We start from the raw sequence: 16,410 nt of genomic DNA, 5'->3' as shown, positions 1-16,410 counted from the left end.
CTAGAATTAATTTTAGTTAAAATTTCGTCATGATTACCGCAGCAACAGCTGCTTCTACTCCTTTGTTTCCGTGCTTTCCGCCAGAACGGTCAAGAGATTGCTGCTCGTTGTCGTCCGTCAAAACACAAAAGATAACCGGAATGTTGTATTTGATATTGAGGTCTTTGATGCCTTGCGTCACGCCCTCACACACATAATCAAAATGTGAAGTTTCACCGCGAATCACACTTCCAATTACAATTACAGCATCCACTTCTCCCCTTTTGCAAAGTTGATTTGCACCATAAATTAATTCAAAGCTTCCCGGAACTTCATGCGAAGAAATGTTTTCTTCTTTCGCTCCTAAATCAATTAAAGTTTCGATTGCGCCTTTCTGCAGATTGTGCGTAATGTGGCTGTTCCATTGGGAAACAACAATGCCGAAACGGGAAGCCTCGGCATTTGGAAGTTGTGTTTTATCGTAATTGGATAAATTTTTATTTTCAGTTGCCACCTGTAGCGTATTTTAATCTTTCGATGTATTTTTCTACTTCTCCATTGTTTGCATTTGGATATTTATCTGCCAATGTCTGGAAATATTTCAAAGCATCAGCATTTTTCCCTAACTGCATTGCGATTTGTCCTGCTTTGGTGTAGTAAACCGTTTGCAAAACTTCCAATTCAGTCCCTTCGGCCGCTTTTACGTAATAGGGCAAACCTTCTGCAATTTTATTGGAATTAACCAAAGCGTTTCCGATCATACCGTTTTTCTGCGCAAGCAAAATGTTGTCATCTGTACTGAATTTTTCCAAATTAGAAACTGCTGAAGCAAAATCTCCTAATTTGTAATAAGCAACTCCGGCTTTATAACGAGCGATGTTTGCACCGTCAGTTCCGCTATAGTTTTCGATAATTTGCTCATAACCCATGAAACTTCCCGGGCTTCCTTTCAATGCAAGCAATACAGAGTCTTGTTTGAAATATTCATCTGCCTGAACCATTTCGGTAAAAGCTTGTTCAGATTTTGGCTCCAACACATATTTCAGGTAAACAAAATATCCGATGGCAGCGATTGCAATCGCACCGAAAACCCCGATGATGATTTTAGAATTTTTTTCGAAGAAATTTTCTGCTTTGTACGCAGTTTCGTTGAGGCTGTCAAGAACTTTCTCAGTTGTATATTCCTGTTTTTTATTTGCTTTCGCCATTTTATTTTAATTTCAAGTCTGCAAAAATAGAGTTTTTTAAGAAATCAAACTAAAATAAAAGCGTAAAAATAAAAATCCTCAGAGAAATTATAATTCTCTGAGGATTAGTATGATTAAATTTCTAATTAATTTAGAAGAAATATCCAACCGAAAGGTTCAACAAATTTGAACGGTTTTCCGTTTGAAATTCGCCTGCTCCTGCGATGTTGTATTTCGTAATATTTTTATTTAAACCAAACTCATAACGCAAGTCAATGTTCAATCCTTTCAAATTTACACCCGTTCCGATTTGCCATCCCAAGCCGATTTCGTCACGTTCCGTTGCATCAGGAAAATTGATTCCGTCAGAATCGATTGTATCTTCGAAGTTCAATGAAAAAACCGGTCCAGTTTGGATTTGAACCAGTCCCATTGCAAACGTCTTACCGATGTTTACAGGGATGTCCAAACGGCTTTTTTTCACATCAATAGTTTCTCCAGCTTCTTCAAATTCATTTTTAAAAGCAGTATAGAGTAATTCCGGCTGTACATAAATTCCGCCAGCTTTTATTCTTACCATCGCTCCACCCTGAAAACCTACAGACCCCTTGCCTTTTTCATCTATAGCGCCATTTAATGCTTTGAAAGCACCTTTGTCGGCATTATAAACCATACCCACTTTCAGACCGAAATCTACAGTTTGTGCAAAAGTGTTGATTGCAAAAAGGGAAAATCCCAATAACATTAATTTTTTTCTCACATTCATGTTTATTTGTTTTTTGTGTTCGCAAATCTTCAATTTCATAATTTTTAGAATTTATTTGTTGAATTAGATTTTTCTTTCAATAAAACTTCTCGAAGCTTCGTAAATAACTTTGATGAATAAACGAAATCGATGACCGCTTCATTGTCCGCAGTCAAAATTTCATTTTTATCACCTTCCCATTCTTTGAATCCACCTTTTAGGAAAAGAATGTTCTCACCGATTTCCATCACAGAGTTCATGTCGTGGGTATTGATGATGGTGGTAGTGTTGTATTCCACTGTTAGTTCGTGCAACAATTGATCAATGACCATCGAAGTTTTTGGATCTAATCCTGAATTGGGTTCGTCGGCAAACAGATATTTCGGTTTGTTTACAACCGCACGTGCAATTGCGACCCGTTTTTGCATTCCTCCCGAAATTTCAGCTGGGAACTTGGTAAATGATTCTTTGGTTAAATTTACTCTTTCCAAAACTTCTTCTGCCCTTTTGTTCATTTCACGCATGGAAAGTTTTGAAAACATCTCCAGCGGAAATCTTACATTTTCCAAAACCGTCATAGAATCAAACAAGGCACTTCCCTGGAAAACCGTTCCGATTTCACCTCTCAATTCCTGTCTTTGCTGAAAATTGTATTTCGTCGTATCGTTTCCGTCAAATAAAACTTCTCCGGATGAAGGCGTTATCAATCCCGTCAAACATTTCAAAAGAACTGTTTTTCCCGAACCACTTTGTCCGATGATCAAATTTGTTTTTCCCGTTTCGAAAGTGGTTGAAATTCCTTTGAGAACCTCTATATCGTCAAACGATTTTTTTAGATTTTTTATTTCTATCATCAGCTAAGGATCGTTTGTGTTAGAATTAAATTCATAATGATTATAATCACCGAAGTCCAAACAACAGCAGAAGTACTGGAGCGACCAACTTCCAACGAACCACCTTTTACATAATAACCGTAATAAGCCGGAAGCGTCGCGATGATAAATGCGAAAACAATTGTTTTTACAAAAGTATAGATAAACATCTTTCCAGCCATAGGCATTTGTAAACCAATGACATAATCTGAAGTTGACCACATTTGTGTCGCTTCTCCAATTAAATATCCGCCGACCAATCCCATTCCGATACTAATCATAATCAAAATCGGATTGAAAAATACAGCTGCGATGATTTTAGGCTGCACCAAAAACGAGGGCGCATTGATTCCCATTACATCCAAAGCGTCGATTTGTTCAGTAACTCTCATCGTTCCGATACTCGATGCAATATATGAGCCAACTTTTCCTGCAAGAATTAAGGAAATAATTGTCGGGGAGAATTCCAGAATCAATACCATTTTCGTGGCATAAGAAATATAATAATCCGGAACCGGAATGTCCGCTCCCTGAAAATTTTGTGCCATCTGGATCGCCGTTACGGCACCCATAAATAGTGAAATGAAAGCAACAAGCCCCACGGAACTCATTCCCAAATCATAAATTTCACGCATCACGAGCTTCCAAAATACTTTAAATCCCTGTGGCTTTTTAAAAACTTTTCCGAGAAAAATGAAGTATGCACCTATGAACCCTAATAGTTTCAACATGGTTGCAAAATTAGGATTTTTTTTCTGAGTAAGTTTTTTATCTTGCGTTAATGAAATCCAAACATTTTGAATCATTTCTTCCCCATGATGCTTTGACTTTTGTGAATAAATGGGTAGACAATGAAAATTTAACAATCAAAATCAGAAATACACGCAAAACCAAATTGGGCGACTACAGGTTTTTAAGAGAATTCAATGCCCATGAGATTACCGTCAACAAAGACATTTCGTCCGAAGCTTTCTTTTTTGTGCTCACACACGAAATCGCTCATCTGCTCGTCAGGGTTAAATTTTCATCAAGTGTGAAATCTCATGGAATGGAATGGAAACTCACTTTTGGAAAATTATTATTGGAATCTATTGAAGTTTATCCTGAAGAGTTAAGACCAGTAATTTACAGACATGCAGTCCGACCGAAAGCGAGTTTGAATGCAGATAAAATTTTGATGAATAATTTATTTCAAATCGAACAAGATGAGTCCAAACGCATAGAAAATCTGATGGAAAACCAAAAATTCAGATTGGGGAAAAGAATTTTTGAACGAGGAAAAAAACGAAAAATACGGTATCTTTGTAAGGAAATTCAAACCGGAAAATTGTACACGGTAAGCGGAAGTGCAATTGCAGATGAAATTTTTGATTGATGAAAAACAATAACTTCGCAGTGATTATGGCAGGTGGTGTAGGTTCAAGATTTTGGCCTCTGAGCACGACTTCTTACCCTAAACAGTTTCACGATATATTAGGTACAGGCAGGACTTTTTTGCAACAGACATTTGACCGTTTGGTGAAAATCATTCCGCAAGATCAAATTTATGTAGTAACATTGGATGAATACGTAGATTTGACGCTGGAACAGTTGCCGAAACTTTCTTCAGAACAGGTAATTGCCGAACCAATGGGTATGAATACCGCGCCATGTAATCTTTATGCGGCGATGCTCATCAATGAAAAAAATCCTGAAGCAAGAATCGTAGTTGCTCCTTCAGATCATGTGATTTTGGATGAAAAGGTTTTCATTGAAAAATTAAATTTTGCATTGGAAGAATCTGCAAAAGAAGAAAAATTAATCACGCTTGGAATCCAGCCGACGAGACCAGATACGGGTTATGGCTATATCCAATTTATCGAAGACGAAGAAAATGACAGCGAACTTAAAAAAGTAAAAACGTTTACCGAAAAACCCGGAATCGAATTAGCTGAAGTTTTTTATAAATCCGGCGAATTTTTATGGAATGCGGGAATTTTCATATGGCACGTACAAACAATTTTGAAATCTTTCAAAGAGAATTTGCCAGACATGTATGATTCATTCAAAACCATCAAAAAAATGCTTTCTTCATCTGAAGGAATTGAAGAAATGAGAAGAGTTTACGGAACCGTTCAGTTTATTTCTATCGACAATGGAATCATGGAAAAGGCTGAAAATGTTTACGTTATACCTTCTTCTTTTGGTTGGTCAGATTTGGGAACATGGAAATCTTTGTATGAAAATTCAGAAAAAGACAAGCAAAAAAATATCAAAAGAGGCAAACCGATTTTGACTTATAACACCAAAAATTCATTGATTTACACGAGTCAAAATAAAGCTGTAATTGTTGATGGTCTAGAAAATTACATCGTAGTCGATACTGAAAATGCACTTTTAATCTGTCCGATGGACAAAGACCAAACGATTAAAACTTTTGTGAGCGATTTGAAGTTGAACAAAGGAGAACAGTTTACTTGATTTTAATTTCTACAAACTTTCTAAGTTCTTTTTGGTTAATTCATTTTCAACATTTCCTGTATTTAAGGTAGTTGCAGGCTCGAAGAGCATTACAGAAACTTCTTTCTCTGCAACAGGTTTATGTTCAGTGCCTTTTGTTACGATTAAAAATTCGCCTGCAGATAATTCTACAGTTTTATCACGAAACTCTATTTTTAAATTTCCGTTTATTACATAAAACATTTCGTCTTCATGATCATGTTTATGCCATGTAAATTCTCCAAGAAATTTAGCAATTTTGACATGTTGACCATTCAATTCACCTAGAATTTTTGGAGACCAATGCTCCGAAAACAAGGATAATTTTTCTTCTATATTAACTTTTTCCATGAAAATATTTTTAAGTATTAAAGGTTGAATTTTTGATGATAAGCCAGATTAATGTTATCCAATAACTCTTTTCTCCCCACAAATTCCGAACAAGTCAAAACTGCGCTAATAGTTACACCCAAAATTCCGTGCATATTAATGCTTTGTCCTGTCAGAAACAAATTTTTGATTTTCGTTTTAGGGGAAAGATAAGTTTTCAAAGGCGAATTTGCATCTTTCACAAACCCATACATACAGCCTGTTTCACTACCGATGTAGTCGCGGTAAGTTAATGGTGTCGCAACATAAGTGGAAAGAATACATTCTCTCAGATTCGGAAATTTTTTCTCCAATTCATTCAATAAAATCTCCGTTTTTTCTGCTTTGAACTTTTCATATTCATCTCCTCTGTAATCTTTTTCTGCAACGGTATTAAACGAATTTTCCCATTGTTTCACTTCTTCGTAACGCATGTACGTCAAAACACTTATACCATCCGTCCAGATATCATTTTCATTTTTCGTATTAAACGAAACCATGTAACTTTCTGGCCAATTTTCAGGCTTGTAATTGATACTGTCCCAGACTTTTGATTCGTTTTTGTAATGGTAATAATTTTTGTTCAGATAAGGAAAAGACTCCGGTTTCAAAGTGATGTACAAACTGAATGATGAGATTGTATCTTCTGATTCCTTGATTCTTCTCAAATAAGATTTTCTGATGGGAAAACCTTTAATCAAAGACATGGTTTTTTTCGGATCAATGTTGGAAATGAACTGTTTACCTTTATAAGTAAATCCATCTTTTGTGGTAACTGCTTCCACTTCACCATCTTTGATTTCAAATGAATCTACTTCCTTGTGTTTCAATACTGATCCGCCTAAATTCCGAATTTGCTTGATCAGTTGTTTCGAAATCTGACTTCCGCCATTCAAGCACCTCCAAGAACTTTCAATGTAAGAATTGATCGAAAGCGCATGCACGTAAAAAGGAGTTTTGTCTTTGATTCCCGCATACAAAAAATTAGTTCCGGCAAGTATCGCACGCAATTTTTCGTTTTCGGTAATGCTGTTGATTATTTCGCTCGCTTTCAGTGGAATGATTTCTTCCTTTGAGAGATAATCAACATCTGCATCCAATCTGTAAAGCGGAAAACTATCACAAACTTCTTTCATTTTAGAAACATATCGACGGATACTTTCTTTTTCTTCCGGGAAAAATAGAGACAATTGATGGACAAAATTTTCAGTACCCTGTGCGTATGGATATTCATTTTCGTCTTCATCAAAAGTTACCAAATCAAATCCATCTAAATCCATTTGCTGGATTTTGAGTTGGTCTGCAATTCCTAGATAATGGAAATATTTATGCAGATTTTGTCCGGGAAGCAGTGCACCGATGTAGTGAACACCGGTATCGAAAACCACTTTGTCACGGGAAAAAGTCTGAAGATTTCCACCGAATTGCTGGTTTTTTTCCAACACAAGAACTTTGTAACCTTCACGGCACAGAATATTGGCGCAGACCAAACCGCCCAATCCACTTCCGATGATAATGATGTCAAATTCTTCCTGCATTTTTTTTCCTGAAAATCCTTAATTCATTTTCCTCAAAAATATTTTGCCAATCCTCTAAATTAACCAAATTTTCAAATCTTGTCAATTCATCTGAATTTTGAAGAATTACAAATTCAAAATTATTCAATTCTTCGGGTAAATTTTCCGTGAACACAACCGGAAATCTATTGACTGTAAAGGTATTTTGAGCGATTGTTATTTTTTCAGCATCGGCATCCCAAGCGACAACACTTCTACGCGCAGAATCATAAACCAAAAGGAAATCCAAAACACCATAACCACAACCCAAGTGCAGAATTTTTCCTTTTACAGGAATTAAATTCAATAGTTTATGATAGGTTTTTTTGTTTAAATTAAATTCAGCATTGAATTCTTTCTGAATGTATCTTGGTTTATATAAATAATTGAATCTCAGTTTGTTTTTGAAATAATTTTCATCTTCATCAACTCTTTTCAATTCAATGAATTTTTCTTTGAAATATGTGCTGATTTTTTTAGTTCGTTCCGAATGCGTTTTCCCAAAATTCTCATCATCAGGTTTGATCAAAGGAAGGTATTCGATTGTTAATTTACCCGATTTCAAAACATTGTCATTTTTCGGAAGCAAATCTGCATTTCCACATACCAAAACGGGTAAAATTTCTAAGTTTAGTTCATTCGCCAGGAAAAATGCACCCTTGTGAAAACGCTGAATGGCAGAGGTTCTGGAGCGCGTTCCTTCTGGAAAAATGATGATCGAATAACCCTGCCGAATTTTTTCGCGCAAACCATCTAAGCCTTCTTCATAATTATCAGAAACCGAATAAAATCCAGCCATTTGAATAGCTTTTCCGAAGAATTTTGAATTCAGAACACGGTTATTGACCATAAAAATCGATTTCGGATGAATCATTCCCAAAGTAGGTGTGTCGAGCTGTGAAGTATGATTGGCGATGATAATTCGCGGTCTGTCAAAGTTTAAATTTTCTTTTCCAATGATTTTAATTTTCACAAATGGCGTTCCATGAATCAAAGTTTTGAAATACAAATGAACCGTTTTATGGAAAAATTTAAATTTTTTCTTTTTGCTGACTGGGGCGATTGGCAGAAGAATTTGGGCGAGAATATTTAATAAAAATCCTGCCACAAAGAAATATCCAAAAGTTCCGAAAGTCATGATGATATTAAAAATAGTTCGCGGCGTATTTCCTTTTTCCTGAGGTTTTTGAATGAAAAAATTGAACAGCCATGGTTGGATGGTAAATGACATCAAAACTACAACACAAAGTCCGATAATCGGAATCCAGGAAATCGAATAAATCGCAGGATGTTTCGCAAAAACCAATACACCAAAACACAAAATCGTCGCCAAAGCCGACATCAAAATTCCGGATCGGAATGCCGCCATTTCATCGGTTCCATACGTGTATTTTTCAATCAGTCCGCGCGTGACGAAAATCGAATAATCAACACCCAGTCCAAAAATCAAAGTCGTGATGATGATATTAAACGCATTGAAATTTAACCCGAAAAGTCCCATCATTCCGAGCGTGACGAGCCAGCCGACAAAAATCGGGATGTTTGTGATGAGGGTTAATTCCAACGAACGGAAAAATAACATCAAAATAACAAAAATAACAATCGAAGAAATGAAAAATAATTTGTTGAAATCCGCTTCCAGATTGGAAAGAAATGTTTCAGACAAATGTTTTCGATCAATGACCAAAACGTTTTCATTTTTTGCTGAAAGCTCATTGATAAGTTTTTCTGTGTTTGGGTTTTCCGTTTTGATAATCGAAGTAATCGTTGTGAAATCTTTTTCGTTTGAAACAAATTCATCCAAAAATAGATTTTTCAAAAGTTCATTTTGGCTTAAATTTTCAGAAGAATAAGTTTCATTCAATTTCGCAAAAAATGGTTGAAATGTATTTTCCTTAAATCCAAACTTTTTTCCTTCAGAAATCATTTGATTTTGAAGGGATTCAATTTTTTCAGGCGTCCAGAATTCATCCCATTGTTTGATTTTTTCTATTTGTTTTTCTTCCGAAAGTGCAATTCCACCAATCGAATTAAAAGTCAGAATTTCTTTGTTTGATTCTAAATTTTTTAAGTTTTCAAATAATTCAGAATTGGCTTTGGAAGCGGCTTCGTAATCTTTTCCATAAGCCGCTATATAAATAGATTTGGATGAATAATTATTTAATTTATCCAAATTATTTTCGGCAGTTTTTAAATCTTTCGGAAAGAAATTCAATTTGTTCAAATCATTTTCAAATCCCACATTTTTATAGGTAAATAAGCTGATGAGAATCAACAAAACAGAAATTCCCAAGAACCATTTGTTTTTACTGAAATCATATCGGGAAAGTTTGTCGATGATGGTGTTTTGTTTGAATTCAATTGAATTCTTCGGTGAATAAACCTGCGGAACAAAAATCAATGCAAAAAACGCCGCTCCCAAAACGCTCACCGCTGCGAAAACGCCCAAATCTTTCAACACATCGGAATGCAGAAAAAGCAGACACAAAAAATCAGCAGCCGTAAAAACTGCGCAGACAATCAGAGGTTTGGTGGTGCTTTGAAAAAGTTTTTTGATGTCGCCTGTGCTTCGGTAATGGCTCAAAATGTGGAGCGAATAATCTAACGTCAATCCCAATAAAACCGATCCTATTCCGATTGAAATTGCCGAAATTGTTCCTTTGATGAGGTACAAAATGACAATTCCCAATAAACTTCCAAAAATCGCCGGAATCAAAATGATAAACGGAATGCTGAATTTTCGGTAAAAATAAATGAACAGCGCAAAAAGCAAAACCAAGGAAATACTTAGCGTGAGGATTATATCGTTTTTGATTTGTTTCGCATTGGCAACAGAAACGGGCGTCGCACCAAAATATTCGGCTTTGACATTTTTGTATTTTGAATTCAGGAAATTTATATTTGAATTTAAAGATTCAACCAAAAAAGCATTTTGCGACGTTTCATTGGCTTTGGCTTTGGGAGAAACGAAAACGAAAAGATTTTTCCCGTTTTCATGGATTAAATAACCATCTTTCAAACTGAAATTATCACCAGACTGCAATCTTCGGAATTTATTCAAAGCCAAAAAAGAAATGCCAAATGGATCTGAACGGATCATTTCTGTCGTAATCATTCCCGACGGAGAAACGATGGAATGATAAGAATCTCCAACTTTCTGTTTGATCAAATCAGGCTGTAAAAGAGAATCAATTTTTGTGTAATCCGAATCTTCGAGATAGAGGGGGAGATGAGCTGAAACGAAATCCAGCAAGTCGAACATTTGATCGTCCTCAAACTTGGATTGGAGTTTTCCAATGTATGCCGAATCTTTTTGCAGCAGACTATCGAGTTCATCAGCGTAATTTTGTAATTCCCCTGGATGAATCGAATCTGAAGTTGAAACATTGACGATAATTTTGTCTGCGAAATTGGTGTTTTGGAGTACTTTATTGATTTGTTGTGAATCCTCAGCAGAGGGAATTAATTTCGAAATATCTTCCTCGAAACTGATACGCGAAGCCCAATAGCCAAGCAGTCCAAAAACCACAATAACTCCCACAAAAAAAGGAAGTTTTCGTGTTTTAAAAAATATATAAATCGAAAGAAAAAAAAGTATCAAACCTAAATCAGCTATAAATCAAAGCAAATATATAAATTTGTACCGCTTAAAATCTGACTGTTTACAGTTGCTAATGATTTTACCCAATAAATTATATAAGTTATATTTACCCAAATTTTACTAAAAAATGAGTCAGGAATTTAATAAAAACAATAATCAGGAGGAAGTAGATTTGATCAGGTTATTGAATTATTTCAAAAACGGAGTAAAATCTTTTTTCTTAGGATTATGGAGAATTGTCGAAGTATTTATCGATTTTATATTACTTCTCAAAAAATACTGGATTATAGTTGTAGGACTTGTTGTCTTAGGTATTGTTTATGGAAAATTCATTGAACCGGCAATGGCTTCAAACGACCATAAAAAATATGAGATGGTTGTCAGAACCAATCCTATAGGAAATTATGAACTTTATTCTTATGCAGTAGAGGTAAATAATGGTGCTACCAACAATCAAGCAGTGAAAGAAATTGGATTGACAAATACCAAAATAGGATCTCTGACGATATCTCCTATACCAAAATTAGAAGACGAGATTCAAAACTATTTCCAACAAATTGAGACTGCAACTATTAGAGGCTATGAAACAGATACGTTATACTATCAAAATTATGATATAAAAGGGTTTAAAAATAATATTGACAAAGTCGATTATCCTTTGCAGAAAATTGTAATTTCCACAAGTGGAGATGTAAATGCCCGTGAAATTCAAGAAAAGTTCATCAATTATTTTAATAATCTTTCTTCTATAAAAAATGAACAGCAAGCAAAATATAAAGCTTTAACTGTTTTGGAAAAAGAAGTTCAAACTGATTTAAATGCGATTGACAGTTTAATGTTCAATAGAGCAACTGCAGCTAAAAACACAAATCCTGCAACATCCGAACAAGTATTGGTAAATACAGCTTCCAGAGGAAACGTAGAAGGTGAATTATTATACCATTCAGAGAAACTCACAAAAAGACTTTTTGGTATCCAGCGCATGAAATCCGAAGCAGAAAGAGGAATCACCGTGATTTCTAATTTAAGAATTTCCAAAGATGAGTCCGTTATTCACAATCCGGTATTGAAATATGCACTTATCGGATTCGTTTTAGCATCAATCGTTATTTTAGCTATTCAATTCAACAAATACCTAGATATTTATTCTCAAAGAAGAAGAAATCCAAATGCTTAAATTTTCCCTATTAGGCTACGGACACATCGGCAAAGTTCACAGACAGGCAATAGAAGAAACAATAGGAGCGGAACTCATATCCATCATCGATATGAATCTTCAGGACGAAGATTTAGACGTGAAAACCTATACCACTTTAGAAAGCTTTCTTACAGAAGACACCGAAACCGACGTAGTCATCATCGCAACACCCAACGGACTTCATCGCGAACACGCCGTTCGCTGCTTAAATGCAGGAAAACATGTGCTGATAGAAAAGCCCATGGCGCTTACCACGGATCGAGCACAGGAAATCCTGACCGTTGCAGAAAGCAAAGGACTTCGCGTTTTTTCTTCTATGCAGCTGCGATTCTCCCCGCCCGTTTCTTATGTGAAACAACTTTTGGAAAACAATTGTTTGGGAGAAATCTATATGGTCAACATCCAATGTTACTGGAACCGTAACAAGAACTATTATAAAACCCGCGAGTGGCACGGCACCAACGAAATGGACGGCGGAGTTCTATTCACGCAGTTTTCCCATTTTATAGATATTGTAAATTATTGGTTCGATGAGGTAACTTGTACCAATTCATCTTTTTACAATTTCAACCACCAAGGGATTACCGAGTTTGCCGACAGCGGAAAACTCGATTTTAAAGCCAATGAAGCAGCAGGAAATATGATTTTCACGACCTCCACATACGAAACCAATTACGAAAGCAGCATCGTCATCATTGCCGAAAAAGGAACCCTCAAAATCGGAGACCAATACCTCAATGAACTCAAATACAGCAACCTCAAAAACGTAGTTTGTTCTGAGAAAAACCTTTCCACCACCGTCAAAAACTTCCACCCCAAAGCCATCGCCGAAATCGTGGAAGCCATTGCTGAGAACCGCAGCTCCGTGCTAGACGGTCACCACGCAATAAGATTGGTTCAGTTCATCGAAGAATCTTACAATTTAGCAGAGATTAAACAAGATTAAAATTTGGGCGCCTTATCGGGCTGGCGGCACTCGTTTTCCCGAGAAAAACGGGAAGAGCTCAGACACACGAGTGAAGCGAACTGCCGAAGGAAATGCCTTCATCCCGGGCGCAAAGCGTTATAATAATTTCAATTTGTTATAAAAAACTAGAGACGGATAATTATCCGTCTCCCTGATTATTTCTATTTTAAATTTATTTAAAGAAGACCCAAAGCATTTTCCAAATCTGCAAGCAAATCCTCGATGTCCTCGATGCCGACACTCAATCGCACCAAATCATCTGTGATTCCTTTTTCAGCGCGTTTTTCAGCAGGGATAGAAGCATGTGTCATCGTCGTCGGATGGTTGGCCAAAGATTCCACACCACCTAAACTTTCCGCTAGTGTAAACACTTTCAGGCTTTTCAAAAACTTCGCTGCATCTTCCTGTTTACCCGATTTAAAGGTAAAACTTACCATTCCCCCGAAATCTTTCATCTGCTTTTTAGCCACTTCATGGTTCGGATGAGAAGTCAGTCCCGGATGGAAAACCTTGTCAATTTTAGGATGATTTGCTAAAAATTCTACAACCGCTTTTCCGTTTTCACAATGCCTTTGCATTCTCACATGCAAAGTTTTGATTCCTCTCAAAACCAGATAAGAATCCTGTGGTCCTAAAATTCCGCCGCCGGCAAACAACTGGAAATGAATTTTTTCAGCCAATTCCGGATCTTTCACAATCAATGCTCCGGCAACCACATCTGAATGTCCGCCCAGATATTTCGTAGCGGAATGCATCACAATATCAGCACCCAAATCCAACGGACGCTGCAGATAAGGAGAGGCAAAAGTATTGTCCACCGCAACCAGTATATTTTTTCCTTTCACCAAATTGCAAATCGCTTCGATGTCAGCGATTTTCATCAAAGGATTGGTCGGTGTTTCAACCCAGATCAATTTGGTGTTGGAATTAATTTTATCTAAAATATTTTCAGGATTTGTCATGTCCACAAAGTGGAATTTCAATCCATATTTTTCATAAATACGCGTAAACATACGGTACGAACCACCATACAAATCATCGATGGCGATGATTTCATCACCGGGATTGAGCATTTTCAAAACACTGTCCGTCGCAGCCAATCCTGAACCGAAAGCAAATCCATGCGTTCCGTTTTCGATGCTTGCGAGTGCATTTTCCAATGCCGTTCTAGTCGGGTTCGCAGCGCGCGAATATTCGTATCCTTTGTGTACGCCCGGACTGCTTTGTGCGAAAGTTGAAGTTTGGTAAATCGGTGTCATCACAGCGCCTGTTGAAGGATCATGCTGTTGATTTCCGTGTATGGTTTTGGTATTGAATTTCATTTTGAATTAATTTGTCTGCGTTGCAAACTTACAGAGAATTGATAAATGAGCAGACGTTTTAACTTTTGTTTATATTTGGGAACTTAAATCTATGAAAAATAGGATTCTAATATTACTGATTTCCATTTCTTATGTTTGTTTAGCACAACAGAAGCAATATACAGCAGATGTGAATTATTTCTATGGAAGCATTTTGCCGCACAGCCAAAAGATTCAGCATTTGATTACAGACCATCCGGAAGGTGTTTTTGTGGCGGTAAATCAGAAAACATTTGGCGAAAAAGAGTGGGAGTCAAGGTTCAGTTATCCCGATTTCGGTGTTTCATTTCATTTTCAAAACAATAAAAATAAGTCGCTGGGTGATATGTACGGTTTGTTTTTGCATTACAATTTTTATTTCCTCAAAAGAAATTTAATGTTGAGAATAGGGCAGGGCGTAGCTTACAATACCAATCCGTATGACAAAGAAGAAAATTACCGAAATGTCGCTTACAGTACACATTTGATGCCCTCTTCTTATTTCATGTTGAATTACAAAAAAGAAAACATCATCGATGGATTTGGAATACAAGCAGGAGCGTTTCTCATTCATCATTCCAATGGCACAATGAAATCACCCAATACGAGTACCAATACTGTCGGGGCAAATGTCGGAATTAATTACGTGCTCGATTCAAAAAATGAAAGAGAACTCATTCTACGAATGAAAGATTCTACTTATACAGAACCGATTAAATTTAATTTGGCATTGCGAAGCGGCGTGCAGGAAAGCCGTGTCATCGGCACGGGCCAATATCCATTTTATTTTATTTCGGCTTATGCGGATAAAAGGTTTACAAAATCAAGCGCAGTACAGGCTGGTGTAGATGTTTTTATTTCTCCTATGTACAAAAATGAAATAAAGTATATGTCGATTGCTTTTCCTGAATTAAATATAAATCCCGATTTGAATTCTACCAGAATTGGACTATTTGCCGGGTATGAATTGTTCATCAACCGATTGTCTTTCGAAGGACAGTTAGGTTTTTATGTTTTGGATGAATACGAAGCCAATACAGCCCTGTATCAAAGATTAGGTTTGAAATATTATTTCTGGAAAGAATTCTTTGCAGGAACAAGTTTGAAAACACATTTCTCTAAAGCAGAAGCGATGGAGTTTTCGGTAGGAGTGAGGTTATAAGGCAAAAGTAAAATTTATGAAAGGTATTGGATTTCTGTTTTTGATAATATTTTGTTTTTCTGGGTGCAATTCAGAAGAAGGCTCAGACTGTTTCAAAAAGCAGGGAGAACAAATAACTGAAGTGATTTCGGTAGAAAATTTCTCCAAAATCCACATTTCAAAAGGAGTTGAATTAATTATAAAAGAATCTGACCAACAAAAAGTAACGGTTACGGCAGGCAAAAACTTAATTAGCAACGTAACGTTTGAAGTTATAAACGGCGAATTATTTGTAAAAGACAACAGCGGTTGTCATATGTTCCGGAATGTGAGTATTGCAAAAGTTTATGTTTCGACGCCTGTTTTGGAAAAGATTTATTCGGCCTCGCAGTTTTCGATTCATTCAGAAGGCATGTTGCATTTCCCGGACTTGACTTTGGAGTCGGGAACTTTAAGCGAAGATGTGCCTTCCAGTGTATTTGATTTAGAAATAAACAATCAAAATTTGACCATCCATGAAAATGTTTCTTCCGTTTTTAAAATCAAAGGAAATACAGAAAACCTAAACGTAAATTTCTGGGGAAGTAATGGCAGGCTCGAAGCACAAAATTTAATTGCAAAAAAAATAAATGTCTTCCACAGAAGTACCAATGATATGATTGTTTACCCAACAGAAAAGATTTCAGGAACACTTTACAGCACAGGAAATTTAGTTTTGAAGAATTTCCCTCCAATAGTAAATGTTGAGCAGCTTTATACAGGGCAAGTGGTTTATCCTTAATGAATTCATATAATTTTTAATATTCCAAAATATCCTCAGGAGCCGAATTTCCTGTATTTAGGTATTTTTATCAATTAATTTTTTATACAATAATCTGCTATTTTTTTTGTTTTCCTTAACATAATTAATTAAGTTTGGAATTCGTTAAAACTAAGATTATGAGAACCAACCTATCGCTTAGCGGCATCCTGCCGTG

15 protein-coding genes are annotated in these 16,410 nt (G+C 36.2%); 6 read left to right on the top strand and 9 right to left on the bottom strand.

Annotated elements, in window-relative coordinates:
- Nucleotides 1-16: 16 nt before the first annotated feature.
- The 5 genes from ribH to B8977_RS00055 form a co-directional block, all read right to left on the bottom strand.
- Nucleotides 17-493 carry a 6,7-dimethyl-8-ribityllumazine synthase gene (gene ribH / locus B8977_RS00075; RefSeq protein WP_084015238.1) on the bottom strand — a complete coding sequence of 159 codons (477 nt, stop codon included), beginning with the start codon at nt 491-493 and terminating at the stop codon, nt 17-19.
- Nucleotides 483-1,187 carry a tetratricopeptide repeat protein gene (locus B8977_RS00070; RefSeq protein ID WP_084015237.1) on the bottom strand — a complete coding sequence of 235 codons (705 nt, stop codon included), beginning with the start codon at nt 1,185-1,187 and terminating at the stop codon, nt 483-485. The genes ribH and B8977_RS00070 overlap by 11 nt, the downstream gene beginning before the upstream one ends.
- A gap of 130 nt (nt 1,188-1,317) precedes the next feature.
- Nucleotides 1,318-1,932 carry an outer membrane beta-barrel protein gene (locus B8977_RS00065; protein WP_084015236.1) on the bottom strand — a complete coding sequence of 205 codons (615 nt, stop codon included), beginning with the start codon at nt 1,930-1,932 and terminating at the stop codon, nt 1,318-1,320.
- Between the two features lie 44 nt (nt 1,933-1,976).
- Nucleotides 1,977-2,765 carry an ABC transporter ATP-binding protein gene (locus B8977_RS00060; RefSeq protein ID WP_084015235.1) on the bottom strand — a complete coding sequence of 263 codons (789 nt, stop codon included), beginning with the start codon at nt 2,763-2,765 and terminating at the stop codon, nt 1,977-1,979.
- On the bottom strand, nt 2,765-3,514 hold the full coding sequence (locus B8977_RS00055) for an MlaE family ABC transporter permease (RefSeq protein ID WP_084015945.1): 750 nt from the start codon (nt 3,512-3,514) through the stop codon (nt 2,765-2,767). The genes B8977_RS00060 and B8977_RS00055 overlap by 1 nt, the downstream gene beginning before the upstream one ends.
- 50 nt (nt 3,515-3,564) lie before the next feature.
- Here B8977_RS00055 and B8977_RS00050 point away from each other — a divergent pair, with 50 nt between their 5' ends.
- Both B8977_RS00050 and B8977_RS00045 read left to right on the top strand, forming a co-directional pair.
- Nucleotides 3,565-4,158 carry a SprT-like domain-containing protein gene (locus B8977_RS00050; RefSeq protein ID WP_143736258.1) on the top strand — a complete coding sequence of 198 codons (594 nt, stop codon included), beginning with the start codon at nt 3,565-3,567 and terminating at the stop codon, nt 4,156-4,158.
- A complete protein-coding gene (locus tag B8977_RS00045; protein ID WP_084015233.1) occupies nt 4,158-5,243 on the top strand; it encodes a mannose-1-phosphate guanylyltransferase in 1,086 nt (361 codons plus the stop codon). Before B8977_RS00050 ends, B8977_RS00045 begins: the two co-directional genes overlap by 1 nt.
- A gap of 9 nt (nt 5,244-5,252) precedes the next feature.
- Here the strand turns inward: B8977_RS00045 and B8977_RS00040 are convergent, their stop codons facing one another.
- The 3 genes from B8977_RS00040 to B8977_RS00030 are packed head-to-tail and all read right to left on the bottom strand — an operon-like array spanning nt 5,253 to nt 10,727.
- Nucleotides 5,253-5,612 (bottom strand): cupin domain-containing protein, encoded by a 360-nt coding sequence (locus tag B8977_RS00040; RefSeq protein WP_084015231.1) that lies wholly within the window; start codon nt 5,610-5,612, stop codon nt 5,253-5,255.
- Nucleotides 5,613-5,629: 17 nt separating this feature from the next.
- Entirely contained in the window at nt 5,630-7,168 is a 1,539-nt protein-coding gene (locus B8977_RS00035; RefSeq protein ID WP_084015229.1) for a phytoene desaturase family protein, read from the bottom strand.
- Nucleotides 7,152-10,727, bottom strand: coding sequence for a trifunctional MMPL family transporter/lysophospholipid acyltransferase/class I SAM-dependent methyltransferase (locus B8977_RS00030; RefSeq protein ID WP_143736257.1), 3,576 nt, complete (start codon nt 10,725-10,727; stop codon nt 7,152-7,154). Before B8977_RS00030 ends, B8977_RS00035 begins: the two co-directional genes overlap by 17 nt.
- 187 nt (nt 10,728-10,914) lie before the next feature.
- On the opposite strand from B8977_RS00030, the gene B8977_RS00025 reads away from it, so the two are divergent.
- Together B8977_RS00025 and B8977_RS00020 are read left to right on the top strand one after the other, a co-directional pair.
- The gene (locus B8977_RS00025; protein WP_084015225.1) at nt 10,915-11,964 is read left to right on the top strand and encodes a hypothetical protein; all 1,050 of its coding nucleotides are present in this window, start codon (nt 10,915-10,917) and stop codon (nt 11,962-11,964) included.
- On the top strand, nt 11,957-12,931 hold the full coding sequence (locus B8977_RS00020; protein ID WP_084015223.1) for a Gfo/Idh/MocA family protein: 975 nt from the start codon (nt 11,957-11,959) through the stop codon (nt 12,929-12,931). The genes B8977_RS00025 and B8977_RS00020 overlap by 8 nt, the downstream gene beginning before the upstream one ends.
- 197 nt (nt 12,932-13,128) lie before the next feature.
- Here the strand turns inward: B8977_RS00020 and B8977_RS00015 are convergent, their stop codons facing one another.
- The gene (locus B8977_RS00015) at nt 13,129-14,274 is read right to left on the bottom strand and encodes a cystathionine gamma-synthase (protein WP_084015221.1); all 1,146 of its coding nucleotides are present in this window, start codon (nt 14,272-14,274) and stop codon (nt 13,129-13,131) included.
- Between the two features lie 91 nt (nt 14,275-14,365).
- Here B8977_RS00015 and B8977_RS00010 point away from each other — a divergent pair, with 91 nt between their 5' ends.
- Together B8977_RS00010 and B8977_RS00005 are read left to right on the top strand one after the other, a co-directional pair.
- Nucleotides 14,366-15,454: an acyloxyacyl hydrolase gene (locus B8977_RS00010; RefSeq protein WP_084015219.1), complete on the top strand. Its 1,089-nt coding sequence runs from the start codon at nt 14,366-14,368 to the stop codon at nt 15,452-15,454.
- A 16-nt stretch (nt 15,455-15,470) separates the two neighbouring features.
- Entirely contained in the window at nt 15,471-16,214 is a 744-nt protein-coding gene (locus B8977_RS00005; RefSeq protein WP_084015217.1) for a head GIN domain-containing protein, read from the top strand.
- Nucleotides 16,215-16,410: the final 196 nt, after the last annotated feature.

Origin of the sequence: Moheibacter sediminis (assembly GCF_900176425.1) — a bacterium.
GTDB lineage: Bacteria > Bacteroidota > Bacteroidia > Flavobacteriales > Weeksellaceae > Moheibacter > Moheibacter sediminis.
This window is presented reverse-complemented; position numbering and strand designations above follow the sequence as displayed.

Bases quoted from the DNA above. Each gene is read 5' to 3' on its own strand.
- B8977_RS00025 (WP_084015225.1), top strand. From the start codon at position 10,915: ATGAGTCAGGAATTTAATAAAAACAATAATCAGGAGGAAGTAGATTTG.
- B8977_RS00065 (WP_084015236.1), bottom strand. From the start codon at position 1,932: ATGAATGTGAGAAAAAAATTAATGTTATTGGGATTTTCCCTTTTTGCA.
- B8977_RS00010 (WP_084015219.1), top strand. From the start codon at position 14,366: ATGAAAAATAGGATTCTAATATTACTGATTTCCATTTCTTATGTTTGT.
- B8977_RS00055 (WP_084015945.1), bottom strand. From the start codon at position 3,514: ATGTTGAAACTATTAGGGTTCATAGGTGCATACTTCATTTTTCTCGGA.
- B8977_RS00015 (WP_084015221.1), bottom strand. From the start codon at position 14,274: ATGAAATTCAATACCAAAACCATACACGGAAATCAACAGCATGATCCT.
- B8977_RS00005 (WP_084015217.1), top strand. From the start codon at position 15,471: ATGAAAGGTATTGGATTTCTGTTTTTGATAATATTTTGTTTTTCTGGG.
- B8977_RS00040 (WP_084015231.1), bottom strand. From the start codon at position 5,612: ATGGAAAAAGTTAATATAGAAGAAAAATTATCCTTGTTTTCGGAGCAT.
- B8977_RS00050 (WP_143736258.1), top strand. From the start codon at position 3,565: ATGAAATCCAAACATTTTGAATCATTTCTTCCCCATGATGCTTTGACT.
- B8977_RS00035 (WP_084015229.1), bottom strand. From the start codon at position 7,168: ATGCAGGAAGAATTTGACATCATTATCATCGGAAGTGGATTGGGCGGT.
- B8977_RS00070 (WP_084015237.1), bottom strand. From the start codon at position 1,187: ATGGCGAAAGCAAATAAAAAACAGGAATATACAACTGAGAAAGTTCTT.
- B8977_RS00045 (WP_084015233.1), top strand. From the start codon at position 4,158: ATGAAAAACAATAACTTCGCAGTGATTATGGCAGGTGGTGTAGGTTCA.
- B8977_RS00060 (WP_084015235.1), bottom strand. From the start codon at position 2,765: ATGATAGAAATAAAAAATCTAAAAAAATCGTTTGACGATATAGAGGTT.
- B8977_RS00020 (WP_084015223.1), top strand. From the start codon at position 11,957: ATGCTTAAATTTTCCCTATTAGGCTACGGACACATCGGCAAAGTTCAC.